The 12,517-nt window shown below is 61.4% G+C and carries 14 protein-coding genes; 8 read left to right on the forward strand and 6 right to left on the reverse strand.

Annotated features, from left to right (window positions below):
- Positions 1–76: 76 nt before the first annotated feature.
- The 5 genes from tpx to ACO6VD_RS12045 all read right to left on the reverse strand — a co-directional run bounded on the left by tpx (position 77) and on the right by ACO6VD_RS12045 (position 4,002).
- A complete protein-coding gene (gene tpx, locus ACO6VD_RS12025) occupies positions 77–577 on the reverse strand; it encodes a thiol peroxidase (protein ID WP_400170698.1) in 501 nt (166 codons plus the stop codon).
- A gap of 157 nt (positions 578–734) precedes the next feature.
- Positions 735–2,012 (reverse strand): serine/threonine transporter, encoded by a 1,278-nt coding sequence (locus ACO6VD_RS12030; RefSeq protein WP_422419291.1) that lies wholly within the window; start codon positions 2,010–2,012, stop codon positions 735–737.
- A gap of 248 nt (positions 2,013–2,260) precedes the next feature.
- Entirely contained in the window at positions 2,261–3,457 is a 1,197-nt protein-coding gene (locus ACO6VD_RS12035) for an aromatic amino acid transaminase (protein ID WP_422419292.1), read from the reverse strand.
- 90 nt (positions 3,458–3,547) lie between these two features.
- Positions 3,548–3,829, reverse strand: a complete 282-nt coding sequence (locus tag ACO6VD_RS12040) for a response regulator transcription factor (RefSeq protein ID WP_422419293.1) — start codon at positions 3,827–3,829, stop codon at positions 3,548–3,550.
- Complete coding sequence (locus tag ACO6VD_RS12045; protein WP_400170702.1) at positions 3,790–4,002, reverse strand: response regulator transcription factor; 213 nt, start codon at positions 4,000–4,002, stop codon at positions 3,790–3,792. The genes ACO6VD_RS12040 and ACO6VD_RS12045 overlap by 40 nt, the downstream gene beginning before the upstream one ends.
- 255 nt (positions 4,003–4,257) lie before the next feature.
- On the opposite strand from ACO6VD_RS12045, the gene ACO6VD_RS12050 reads away from it, so the two are divergent.
- Positions 4,258–5,319, forward strand: coding sequence for a hypothetical protein (locus ACO6VD_RS12050; RefSeq protein ID WP_422419294.1), 1,062 nt, complete (start codon positions 4,258–4,260; stop codon positions 5,317–5,319).
- Positions 5,320–5,381: 62 nt separating this feature from the next.
- Entirely contained in the window at positions 5,382–5,867 is a 486-nt protein-coding gene (locus ACO6VD_RS12055) for a hypothetical protein (RefSeq protein WP_422419295.1), read from the forward strand.
- 45 nt (positions 5,868–5,912) lie between these two features.
- Here ACO6VD_RS12055 and ACO6VD_RS12060 read toward each other — a convergent pair whose 3' ends face one another.
- Positions 5,913–6,935, reverse strand: coding sequence for an Ldh family oxidoreductase (locus ACO6VD_RS12060; protein ID WP_422419296.1), 1,023 nt, complete (start codon positions 6,933–6,935; stop codon positions 5,913–5,915).
- A 148-nt stretch (positions 6,936–7,083) separates the two neighbouring features.
- Between ACO6VD_RS12060 and ACO6VD_RS12065 the strand changes: the two genes are divergently transcribed.
- The 6 genes from ACO6VD_RS12065 to ACO6VD_RS12090 all read left to right on the forward strand — a co-directional run bounded on the left by ACO6VD_RS12065 (position 7,084) and on the right by ACO6VD_RS12090 (position 12,427).
- Positions 7,084–7,953 carry a MurR/RpiR family transcriptional regulator gene (locus tag ACO6VD_RS12065; protein WP_422419297.1) on the forward strand — a complete coding sequence of 290 codons (870 nt, stop codon included), beginning with the start codon at positions 7,084–7,086 and terminating at the stop codon, positions 7,951–7,953.
- Between the two features lie 31 nt (positions 7,954–7,984).
- The gene (locus ACO6VD_RS12070) at positions 7,985–8,743 is read left to right on the forward strand and encodes a transporter substrate-binding domain-containing protein (protein ID WP_422419299.1); all 759 of its coding nucleotides are present in this window, start codon (positions 7,985–7,987) and stop codon (positions 8,741–8,743) included.
- Positions 8,744–8,927: 184 nt separating this feature from the next.
- Complete coding sequence (locus tag ACO6VD_RS12075; RefSeq protein WP_422419300.1) at positions 8,928–9,647, forward strand: ABC transporter permease; 720 nt, start codon at positions 8,928–8,930, stop codon at positions 9,645–9,647.
- Entirely contained in the window at positions 9,644–10,354 is a 711-nt protein-coding gene (locus ACO6VD_RS12080) for an ABC transporter permease (RefSeq protein ID WP_400170709.1), read from the forward strand. Before ACO6VD_RS12075 ends, ACO6VD_RS12080 begins: the two co-directional genes overlap by 4 nt.
- 24 nt (positions 10,355–10,378) lie before the next feature.
- Positions 10,379–11,620, forward strand: coding sequence for an NAD(P)/FAD-dependent oxidoreductase (locus ACO6VD_RS12085; protein ID WP_422419302.1), 1,242 nt, complete (start codon positions 10,379–10,381; stop codon positions 11,618–11,620).
- Between the two features lie 18 nt (positions 11,621–11,638).
- Positions 11,639–12,427, forward strand: coding sequence for an amino acid ABC transporter ATP-binding protein (locus ACO6VD_RS12090; protein ID WP_422419304.1), 789 nt, complete (start codon positions 11,639–11,641; stop codon positions 12,425–12,427).
- Positions 12,428–12,517: the final 90 nt, after the last annotated feature.

Here is a 12,517-nt window from a genome sequence, read left to right on the forward strand (position 1 = left end):
TTTTCTTTATGGTTTTGATGCCGCACACCCTCCCCCCCCCCCCCCCCCCCCCCCCGCTCCCACAGGGGCAATCAGATCACTTCAATACTGCCAGAGCAGCCTCATAGTTCGGCTCTTCAGCGATCTCGCCAACCAGCTCGCTGTGCAGCACGTTGTCGTTTTCATCCAGTACCACGACTGCACGGGCAGTCAGGCCGGCCAGCGGGCCGTCGGCGATGGCAACGCCGTAGTTTTCGATGAACTCGCGGCCACGCAGGGTCGACAGGTTCTGGACGTTTTCCAGGCCTTCGGCACCGCAGAAGCGTGCTTGCGCGAATGGCAGGTCAGCGGAGATGCACAGCACCACGGTGTTGTTCAGCTCGTTGGCTTTCTTGTTGAAGGTACGCACCGAAGTGGCGCAGGTCGGGGTGTCGACGCTCGGGAAGATGTTCAGCACTTTACGCTTGCCGGCCAGGCTGGCCAGGGTCACGTCAGCCAGGCCTGCACCAACCAGGGAGAACGCTGGCGCTTTCGAGCCGACCTTCGGCAGTTCGCCGTTGACCTGAACCGGATTGCCTTTAAGAGTCACTTGAGCCATGAGCTGAGTCCTTATGCGGGGTGAGTAAAGGACCAGAGTTAATCATGAAAGTGCCCGGCGACCTATGGGCAGAGATAAATTGTTTAATTTCCACGCATAAATTGTGGACAAAAACATTGCCTGAACGCTGACAATCCAGCGCCCAGGCAATCAGCACTCAACCCAGCAGCGAGTAAACCAGGGCCGAGATCGCTACCAAGCCGACGGCTACCACGAACGCGTTGGACAGATGCCCGCTGTATTTACGCATGGCTGGCACTTTGCGGATGGCGTACATCGGCATCAGGAACAGGATGGCCGCAATCACCGGACCACCGAAGCTCTCGATCATGCCGAGGATGCTTGGGTTGAGGGTAGCGACGATCCAGCAGATCACCAGCATGAACGCTGCAGTCATACGATCCAGCGCTTTGGCGCCCGGACGTTTACCGGTTTTCGCGACCAGACCCTTGAGACCTTCACTGGCACCGATGTAGTGGCCAAGGAACGACTTGGCGATGGCGATGAAGGCAATCACCGGCGCGGCGAAGGCGATGGTCGGGTTGCTGAAATGGTTGGCCAGGTACGACAGGATCGACAGGTTCTGCGCCTTGGCCTCGGCCAGCTGTGCCGGGGTCAGGGTCAGTACGCAACTGAAGACGAAGAACATCACCATGGCCACCATCAGCAGGTGGGCACGGCACAGGATCTGCCCGCTGCGCTCGTCGGCATGCACGCCATACTGGCGCTTCTGGTCCACGGCAAAGGCCGAGATGATCGGCGAATGATTGAAGGAGAAGACCATGACCGGAATCGCCAGCCACAGGGTATGCAGGAAGGCCGAACCGGACGGCAGCTCGCTGGCGGTGGTGAGGATGCCACCGCTCCAGTGCGGGATCAGGAACACGGCAAGGAATGCCAGGGCGACGATGAACGGATACACCAACAGGCTCATGACCTTGACCGTGGCCTGTTCGCCGCAGCGCACGATGGCCAGCAGACCGAGAATCAGCACAAAGGACAGCACCGCCCGTGGTGGCGGCTCGATGTGCAGCTGGTGTTCCATGAAACTGCCGACGGTGTTGGTCAGGGCGACGCTGTAGATCAGCAGAATGGGGAAGATGGCGAGGAAGTACAGCAAGGTGATCACGGCACCGGCGCTGAGACCGAAATGCTCTTCAACCACGTCAGTGATGTCGCCGCCCTCGCGACCGGACAACACGAAGCGGGTCAGACCGCGGTGCGCGTAGTAGGTCATCGGGAAGGCCAGCAAGGCCAGAATCAGTAAGGGCCAGAAGCCACCGAGCCCGGCGTTGATCGGCAGAAACAGGGTTCCGGCGCCGATGGCTGTGCCAAACAGGCCCAGCATCCAGGTGGTGTCCTGACGGGACCAGCTGCTGAGGGCGGCTGGGGTCGATTCAAAGCGTTGTTCAACGCTTGGGGCCTGCTCGTTCATCCGGGTGCAACTCCACTCGCAAGACTGCAACAGGGCTGAGAGTGGCGACCCAGAGGCATCACCGCCCCTCAACCATACAAAGAGGGGCGCGATTGTGCGCCCATTGGTTGCACTTGAGAAGCCCTGTCCGACGGAGCGGTTGCACCAAGGGATACCGTAGGAACGGATTCATCCGCGATGGGTCGCAGCGCGGCCCCAGAAGAGGGCCTGCTGCGCAGGCCATCGCGGATGAATCCGCTCCTACAGGGTCAGGCCTGCACTGCCGCGATAGCCTCAGCCACCTGCTGCAGGTTGTCCGGACGCAGGCCAGACATGCACACCCGGCCGCTGTCGATCAGGTACACGCCAAACTCGTCACGCAGGCGACGCACCTGCTCGACGCTCAAACCGGTGTAGCTGAACATCCCGCGCTGGCTCAGGAAGAACTGGAAGTCCTGGCCTGGCAGCAGCACGGCCAGGGCATCGACCAGCCCTTGACGCATATCGAGGATGCGCAGGCGCATCTGCTCGACTTCCGCCGCCCATTGGGCATTGAGAACAGCGTCACCCAATACCGCAGCCACCAGCTGGGCGCCGAAGTTCGGCGGGCTGGAGTAGTTGCGGCGTACGGTGGCCTTGAGCTGGCCGAGTACGCTTTGCGCGGTGTCGGCATCGTCGCAGACCACCGACAGGCCCCCTACCCGCTCGCCATACAGCGAGAAGATCTTCGAGAACGAGTTGCTTACCAGGCATGGCACACCGGCGCGGGCCGCTTCGCGAATCGCGTAGGCATCCTCGACCAGGCCTTCACCGAAGCCCTGGTAGGCGATATCGAGGAACGGGATCAGGTTGCGCGCCTTGACCACCTCGATCACCTGCTGCCATTGCGCCTGGCTCAGGTCGACCCCGGTCGGGTTGTGGCAGCACGGATGCAACAGCACGATGCTGTTGGCCGGCAGGCCCTGCAGGGTGCTCAGCATGCCGTCGAAATCGAGGCCACGGGTACCCTGGTCGAAGTACGGGTAGGTGTTGACCTTGAACCCGGCGCCTTCAAAAATCGCCCGGTGGTTGTCCCAGGTCGGATTGCTGACCCACACCTGCGATTCGGGGAAGTAACGCTTGAGGAAGTCGGCACCGACTTTCAGCGCACCGGAACCACCGACGGTCTGCACGGTAGCAACGCGACCGCCCTGCACCGCAGGATGATCCGCGCCGAACAGCAAGGCCTGGATCGCCTGGCGATAGGCGCTCAGGCCTTCCATTGGCAGGTACAGCGAGGCCTCGTGCGGCTGGCCGGCTATGCGCTTTTCAGCTTCGCCGACAGCGGCCAGCTGCGGCACCACGCCCGCGGCATCGTAATACAGACCGATACTCAGGTTGACCTTGTTGGCGCGCGGGTCGGCCTTGAAGGTCTCCATCAGGGACAGAATCGGATCGCCGGCGTAGGCATCGACATGTTTGAACACAGCGTGCAGCTCCTTGGGTCTGGGCAAATCGAGAAAAACTCTGCCGAGGATACCTGTAGCCGCGCCGAAGCAACATGACCTTTCATGCAACTAATCTGTGCACCCGTGCATGCCTTGGCCGTTACACGGCCAGGGCAGCCAGCCTTGAGTGAAGGCCAGGTACAACAAGGCACAAACATTGGCGCTCGCGGTCTTGCCGAGCATGTTGCGCCGGTGCGTGCGGGTGGTCTGGTCGCTGATACCCAGCGCGCGGGCAACCTGCTTGTCGCTCAGCCCCTGGGCCAGATAACCAAGCACGTGCTGTTCACGTGCAGACAGCGGCGTCGATGACCTTACCTGCCCGGCCGCAAGGTCGGGGCTGGATCCAGGCACAGATAAATGGCCACCAGCGCGCTGGCTCTACCGACCTTGAGTTTGTCGAGAAGATTCTCGCGGTGTTTACGCGCCGTGGAAAAGTTGATGGACAACCGGTGTGCGACTTCGCGATCAGTCAACCCTCGCGCAACCCACGAAAGCACTTCGGTCTCCCGGTCGCTCAATCGCATGTTCGCTCCCTGAACGGTCCGCCGCTGCAGCACAGTGGGCCCGTGCCTGCAAACCAAGCCTAGGAGCTGCCCTACCCCTGTCAAGTCGGGCCCAAACACCCCTTCCTCTACCGCATTTGCCGAATGTTCCGGCGCCTGGCACTGCGCAACGATGGCCTCGCCGATGTTGTTCAACCCGGTGGTCGGCGGCAGGGATTGTCGCTGCGAGTCGCTGTTCGGCCCACTCGAACCGTCAATGGAAAAGGAATACACCTCATGAACTGGAATCGCTCGTTCACCGACCTGATCCGCAATGGCCGTGCTGCTTACTGGGGCAACTGGACCCTCGACCAGAAACTCAAGGTCGGCAGCGTCGGCTTTGTTTCTCCCGACAATGGCGACTTCACCCTGGTGCAGGAGCAGACACCCGGGCTGACCATCAGTACGCGCAATGCGCCGAACCAATGGAAGTTGTCGTCAAGCAATGTGAAGCGCACACAGAGCAGCGTCACCCTGGACGGCTCGGCCACCGACCCGGAAACCGGGATCAAGATCACCGCAGGCACCGAAGTGAAGTGGGACTTTGCCTCCACCGGCTCCATCGCCTCGGAATTCGGCATTTCCTCCGAAGCGTACCTTGCCGACCTCACCCAACTGACCCAAGCGCAAACCTTGCAGTGGCTCAAAGACCAGGCGACGCGTGTCAGCATGGCCTCAAGCACCGGCATCGCCCAGGGCTTCGGCGTGGTCACCAGCGTCATCTATGCCACCAGCGGCCTTAACGTCGGCTCGCAAGATGACAGCTCATCTTTCTCTGTCACCGGTTCCGTGGGTGGCGTCCAGGACCTGCTGGCCAGCGCCGACGCCAAGGGCTCCTACGTGTCCACCAACCAGACCAAGAGCGTCGACCAGCACCTGTGGCCCGACAAGGCCAGCACCCTGGCCAGTCAGCCGATCCCGATTGCCTACACCTTTGCCTCGTTCGATGGTGAGCTATTGATCCCGAACTGGATCAATCGCCTGGGTGGCTTGCAGATTCTGTTCAACAACAAGCCCGGCTGCACTTACATCACCGATATCTCGCTCGACTACGACACCCCTACGGGCAAGCAGCATCAATCGTTCAGCCTCAGTGGCGGGCTGTCGAAAACAGTCGGCAACATCCCCCTCAATGCCACCAACATCACCGCCCAGGTCAAGTTCAAGGGCGTGATGAACAGTGACAACTACAGCTTCAGCTGGCCGAGCCCGCTGGGCCAGTGGCTGACTGGAAGCCGGGAAATCCTGATGACCGGTGTATGGCCAGGCAAAACCTCGGCGCAAGACCTTCAACACTGACAAGCCTCTGCTCAATCAACTTGCACAACGCAGCCCGCAAGGGCTGCCGCGAGGACACCAACATGTGTAACTGCACATCCGACTTTCTGGTCAAACACGTCCGTATCCTTGGCCAGCGCCAACCCGACGATCTTTATAACCAGTTGATACAACGCGACCTTGAAGTGCCTGTAGAGGCAATGCTCATTCTCAACCAGCAGATCGACAACACCCGTGAAGCGGTGACACACCGAGCGGGTATCACCCTGCAGGCGCGGGTCGAAGAGTTCGGTCACCAATACCCGAACACGGTGATGTTCATGGACCTGGCGACGCTGCGACAACTTTGTACTTCGCTGAACCCGTTACAGCCCGGCAAGCGCGACTTCGATTGCAACGTACGCATCCCCTGGATTGTGACCTGGACGGGTACCAACAGCTACGTAGTGGTGCAGAACGCCGCCGGTTTTGCTGCTTCCACCGATACCCAGGGCTTTTGCAATCACTACCGCGAGCCGGTGACGGATCCGCAAAGCAAGACCAGTACCTGGAAACCTAAAGGCCTGTAACCACAAGCCCCATCGTCGGCCAGGCTGGCGATGGGGCTTGTGTGCTCAGGTCAACGCCTGCAATTGCTCCAGCTCTTGTACGGTCAACGTCACCCCCTGGCGCGCGGACAATTCGCGCTCGCGATAACGCCGCTCACCCGGCATGCGCTGCAATCCCACCGCCTGCATCTGCCGCACCAGGTCATGGCTGCGCTCGGCAAAGCAGTTACCGGCTGACTTGCGCGGATCAATGACGATGATCAGTTGTCCGGTCCAGGGTGTTTTCGCGCCGGGGTGCTGCGACCAGTCGAACTCCCAGGAGAAATTGCCCCCGGTCAGCGCCGCCGCCAGCAACTCGACCATAATCGACAAGGCCGAGCCCTTATGCCCACCAAACGGCAGCAGCGCACCGCCGTCGAGAATCTTCTGTGGATCACGGGTCGGCTCACCCTGACTGTCTACACCGATGCCATCCGGCAGTTGCTCGCCTTTGCGCGCGGCAATCTGCACATCACCGTGAGCCATGGCACTGGTGGCCATGTCGAAGACAATCGGATCACTGCCGGCACAGGGTGCGGCAAAGGCGATCGGGTTGGTGCCGAACAATGGCTGGCGGGCACCATGCGGAACTACGCAGGTCATGCTGTTGACCACACTCAGGGCCACCAGGCCTTCATCGGCGAAGGGCTCGACATCCGGCCACAGCGCGGCGAAATGGTGCGAATTGTGAATCGCCAACACAGCAATCCCGGCACTGCGGGCCTTTGCCACCAGCAGCTCACGTGCCGCAGCCAACGCCGGCTGAGCGAAACCGCCCTTGGCATCGACGCTGACATAGCCACTGGCTACATCGGTCACTATCGGCACAGCTTTACCATCCACCCAGCCACTGGCCAGGGTCGAAACGTAACCGGGAATGCGGAACACGCCATGGCTGTGGGCGCCATCGCGCTGGGCGCTGGCGCAGTTGAACGCCAGCGCGCGGGCCACCGCTTCATTGGTGCCATGGCGAACAAAAATACGCTGCAACAAGGCCTGCAGGTCGGCAAAAGCAATCTGCGTGACTGCGGTGTCGGTGCGTGCGGACATCTGAAGCTCCCTTATTGGATTTGGAATGGGCGACAGCGATGAGCAATGGCGAAACTTTCCTCCTGTGACAGCAAACTGTCAAATGTTGACTTGATGACAGAAAACATTCATTTTCTGTTTCCACGTGCAACCGCCTTCGAGAAACGCCGTGAGCCAACCGATCAAACAACGCCTGGAAAACAGCCTGCACAGTGCCGCGGCTTCCGGGCGCAAGATCGCCAGCTACATGCTCGCCAACCTCACCGACCTGCCGTTCGAAACCTCGGCAAGCCTGGCGGCGAAAATCGGCGTCAGCGAATCCAGCGTCGGGCGTTTCTGCCGGGCCTTGGGTTACGAACACCTCAAGGCGCTCAAACACGATCTCAAGGACGACCTGGGCGATGGCCCGTGGTTGGTTGGTGATCGTCTGCAAGAATTCCGCCAACAGCATGGCAAGGATGCTGCTGGCCTCGCCCGCAGCCTGGAACAGGAAGTCGGCGCGCTGGTGCGGGTTTACGAATACAGCCGCACCCCCGCCTGGGAAACGGTCAGCCAGCGTCTGGCGCAGCGGCGCAAGGTGTTTGTCGCCGGGTTTCAGACCGAGCGCGGCATCGCCCAGTGCATGGCCCACCTGCTGCAATACCTGCGTGACGGCGTGCAAGTGGTCGATGGCAGTGCCGGGCATTTTGGCGAGGTGTTGCTCAGCGACCCGGCCGACTGCGCCCTGGTGGTGTTCGAAGCGCGCCGTTACTCACGCCATGCCCTGACCCTGTGCCACAAAGCGCACGAAGCGGGCATCCCGGTAACGCTGGTTACCGACACCTTCTGTGACTGGGCCGATGCCAACGCCGCTGAGGTGTTTCGTATCCCCACCGAATTCAATCTGTTCTGGGAGTCCACCGCGACGATGCTGTCGTGGGTACACCTGATGGTCAACGAGGTCTGCAAGAAGCTTGGACCGGATGTTGAAAAACGCTTGGAAGCAACTGCCGCTCTACACAATGAATTCGTTGGCTACACGTCAGCGAGCAAACAATAGCAAGAGTGCAAACAACAGATCGAGGTGTGACATGAAACCCGTTATCCGCTTTGCAGGTGCGTGCGCCCTGCTGCTCGCCGGTGCAACCCTGGCTCAGGCCGAAACCCTGAAGATTGCCACCGAAGGCGCTTACCCGCCGTTCAACTATGTCGATTCGGATAACCAGCTGCACGGCTTTGATGTGGACATCAGCAAAGCCCTGTGCGAGCAGATGAAGGTGGAATGCACCCTGGTAGCCCAGGACTGGGAGGGCATTATCCCGGCGTTGATGGCGAAGAAATACGACGCGGTGGTGGCGTCGATGATCAACACCGAAGAGCGGCGCAAGAAAATCGCCTTCACCAACCACTACTACAAGACCCCGCTGTCGGTAGCCGTACCTAAAGACAGCGAGATCACCGACGCACAGACCGACTTCAAAGGCTTCACGGTTGGCGCCCAGGCTTCCTCGACCCAGGCGATCTACGCCGAAGACGTCTACGGTAAGGCCGGTGCCGACGTCAAACTCTATCCGACCCTCGATGAAGCCAACGCCGACCTCGCCGCCGGCCGTCTGGATGGCGTGATCGCCGACAAGTTCCCGCTGACCGAATGGCTGGGCAAGGCCGGCAAGGACTGCTGCAAGATCCTTGGCGACGTCAACGGCACCAAGGCCGACGCCTCGATCGCCGTGCGCAAGGAAGACGAAGCGTTGCGCGAGCGCCTGAACAAGGCCCTGGACGAGATCGTCGCCAACGGCACCTACCAGAAGATCGCCAGTCGTTACTTCGACTTCGATATCTATCAGTGACTGATCGCGGGGCAAGCCCGCTCCGGTGGGAGCGGGCTTGCCCCGCGATAACGCCCTCACAAGCACCCCACACTCTTGGTGGGGTGGGGGGTGGGGGGTCGCTGCGGTGTGGGTGGTGCCTGCCCTCCCCCCGCGATAACGCCCTCACAAGCACCACACACTCTTGAACCGAGAGGGTTCGCCCATGCTCGAACAACTGTCCCTGTTATCTTTCGCCAGCGGCGGCTGGGGCCAGGCCCTGCTGGCCGGCGCGCTGGTGACCATCTCCCTGGCCCTGGCCTGCCTGCCGATCGGCTTGCCGCTGGGCCTGGGCGTCGCCTTGATGGCGCGCTCGCGCAAGCGCTTCCCGCGCGCCGCGGCGACGGTCTTTTCCACCGTATTCCGCGGCCTGCCTGAATTACTCACGCTGTTGATCATCTACTACGGCTGCCAGATCGCCGCGCAGAAAATCCTCGCGGCCATGGGCTACGAAGGCGAAGTACTGATCAATACCTTCCTGGCCGCGATGATCGCCTTCAGCCTGGTGTTTGCCGCCTTCTCCAGCGAGATCTGGCTCGGCGCCTTCAAAACCGTCGCCAAAGGTCAGTACGAAGCGTCCCAGGCCCTGGGCCTGAGCAAGGCCACGACCTTTCGCAAAGTGATCTTTCCGCAGTTGGTGCGCATTGCCATGCCAGGCCTGTCGAACAACTGGCTGTCGCTGCTGAAAGACACTTCGCTGGTCTCGACCATCTCCCTGGTCGACCTGATGCGCCAGACCAACCTCGCGGTCAGCGTGACCAAGGAACCGATGTTCTTCTATGGCGTCGCTTGCCTGGGCTACCTGCTGTTCTCGGCGTTGTCGGGACGGGTGTTTGTCTACATCGAGCAGTACTTCAGTCGCCACCTGCGGAGTGCCCGGACATGAGTTTCGATCAACTGCTGGCACTGGTCCTCGATCCCGATCTGCTGGAGCGCTACGGCCCGCGCTTTATCGACGGCCTGCTGGTCACTGGCAAGCTGGTGGCGATTTCCTTCACCCTAGGCGCCCTGCTCGGCATGCTCCTGGCCTTGGCGCGTTTGTCCAACAGCCTGGTGTTGCAGCGCTTGAGCGCCGGCTACATCTACTTCTTCCGCGGCTCGCCGCTGCTGGCCCAGCTGTTCTTGCTGTACTACGGCCTTGGATCGCTGAAAAGCTTCTGGCAGGACGTGGGGATGTGGTGGTTCTTCCGCGAAGCCTGGTACTGCACGCTGCTGGCCTTCGTCCTCAACACCGCCGCCTACCAGGCGGAGATCTTCCGTGGCGCCCTGCTCGCGGTTGCCCCGGGCCAGTATGAAGCGGCCAAGGCCCTGAGCCTGAAGCGCTCGACGACCTTCTTCAAGGTGATCCTGCCGCAATCGATGATCGTTGCCATCGGCCCGCTGGGCAATGAACTGATCCTGATGATCAAGGCCAGCGCGATTGCCTCGTTGGTGACCATCTACGACCTGATGGGCGTGACCAAGCTGGCCTTCTCGCGCAGTTTCGATTTCCAGATCTACCTGTGGGCCGCCGTGCTCTACCTGCTGATCGTCGAAATCGTGCGCCGTAGCCTGAAACACATCGAAGCCCGCCTGGGCCGCCACCTGCACTGATAGCCTGCTGTGAGGACCGTTCCAATGCATTGTCAAACCATCGTTCTGGGTGCCGGTATCGTCGGCGTCAGCACGGCCCTTCACCTGCAGGCCCGCGGTCGCAAGGTCATCCTCATCGACCGCGACGAGCCCGGTAGCGGCACCAGCCATGGCAACGCCGGTCTGATCGAGCGTTCCAGCGTAATCCCCTATGCCTTTCCCCGCGAGCTGTCGAGCCTGCTGCGCTACGGGCTCAATCGCCAGTCGGACGTACGCTATAGCCTGACGCACATTCCCAAGATCGCTCCCTGGCTGTTCAAGTACTGGCAGAACTCTTCCACCAGCGGCCTGAACGTCGCCACCCGCGCCATGCTGCCGCTGGTGCAACGTTGTGTGGAAGAACACGACGCGCTGATCGAAGCCGCAGGGCTTGCAGACCTGGTCAAGGCCAATGGCTGGATCGAGGTGTTTCGCAACGACGCCGCTTTTACCAAAGCCAAGGCCGATGCCCAGGCGCTGACGCCCTACGGTTTGAGTTACGAGATCCTGGATCGTCAGCAATTGCATGCCCGCGAAGCCGACCTGAGCGACAACGCGGTGGGCGGCATTCACTGGCTCGACCCCAAGACCGTCACCAATCCCGGTGGCCTGACCCGCGGCTACACGGCGCTGTTCGTCAAGCGTGGCGGTCAATTCATTCATGGCGATGCGCGCACCCTGCGCCAGATCGACAGCGAGTGGCAGGTGGACAGCCGTCAGGGGCCGATTACTGCGCCCGAGGTGGTCATTGCCCTCGGTCCGCAATCAGCCGACCTGTTCAAGCCCCTGGGCTACCGCATCCCGCTGGAAATCAAACGCGGCTACCACATGCATTACCGCGCCCTTGAGGGTGCCGAACTCAAGCACTCGATCTGCGATGGCCAAGGCGGTTATGTGCTCGCGCCCATGGCCCAGGGTATTCGCCTGACCACCGGTATCGAGTTTGCCGCGAGCAGCGATGCGGTCAACGAGATTCAGCTCAAGCGTTGTGAAGTGCTGGCGCGCAAGATCTTCCCCCTCGGTCAGCGTCTCGACGCCCAGCCCTGGTTGGGACGCCGCCCGTGCCTGCCGGACATGCGCCCGGTGATCGGCCCGGCGGCACGCCACAAGGGCCTGTGGTTCAACTTCGGCCACGCCCATCACGGCCTGACGCTGGGGCCGGTCAGCGGCCGCCTGTTGGCCGAGATGATCAGCGGCGAACCCACCTTTACCGACCCTGCGCCCTACAGCGCGGCACGCTTCAATTGATCGCGGGAGAATAACAATATGACCGCTTCACTGAGCCTTGCAGCAAGCAACCCTGCTCCCCATGCCGACGCGCGCAAGATCGTCGTAAGCATCGAGGGCTTGAACAAACACTACGGCGCCTATCATGTGCTGCGCGACATCAACCTGAACGTGCGCGAAGGCGAGCGCATTGTCTTGTGCGGGCCTTCGGGCTCGGGCAAATCCACGCTGATCCGCTGCATCAACCGCCTGGAAATCGCCGAAAAAGGCCACATTCGTGTCAACGACACCGACCTGGCCCTGACCACCCGCCAGGCCGCCGACGTGCGCAGTGAAATCGGCATGGTGTTCCAGCACTTCAACCTGTTCCCGCACATGAGCGTGCTGGACAACTGCACCCTGGCGCCGATGAGCGTGCGCGGCCTGTCGCGCAAGGAGGCCGAGGAACGTGCACGCTTCTACCTGAACAAAGTGGGTATCGAGAGCCAGGCCAACAAATACCCCAGCCAGCTCTCCGGTGGCCAGCAACAACGCGTGGCGATTGCCCGCGCGCTGTGCATGAAGCCGAAGATCATGTTGTTTGACGAACCGACCTCGGCACTCGACCCGGAAATGGTCGCCGAAGTGCTGGATGTGCTGGTGAAACTGGCCGACACCGGCATGACCATGCTCTGCGTCACCCACGAAATGGGCTTTGCCCGTCAGGTCGCCGAGCGTGTGCTGTTTCTCGATGGTGGGCAGATTATTGAAGATGCCTGCCCGGAGGCGTTCTTCAATGATCCGCAAACTGCACGGGCCAAGGGCTTTCTCGCGCAGATTTTGCACTGACGCAATCGCGGGGCAAGTCGAGGGGGGGGGGGGGGGGGGGGAGGAGGAAGACAGAGGGAGGGGGGGGGGAGGGAGAGGGGAGAGTGTGGG

The sequence above is a fragment of the Pseudomonas sp. GZD-222 genome, from assembly GCF_049310525.1.
In the GTDB taxonomy this organism is placed as follows: domain Bacteria; phylum Pseudomonadota; class Gammaproteobacteria; order Pseudomonadales; family Pseudomonadaceae; genus Aquipseudomonas.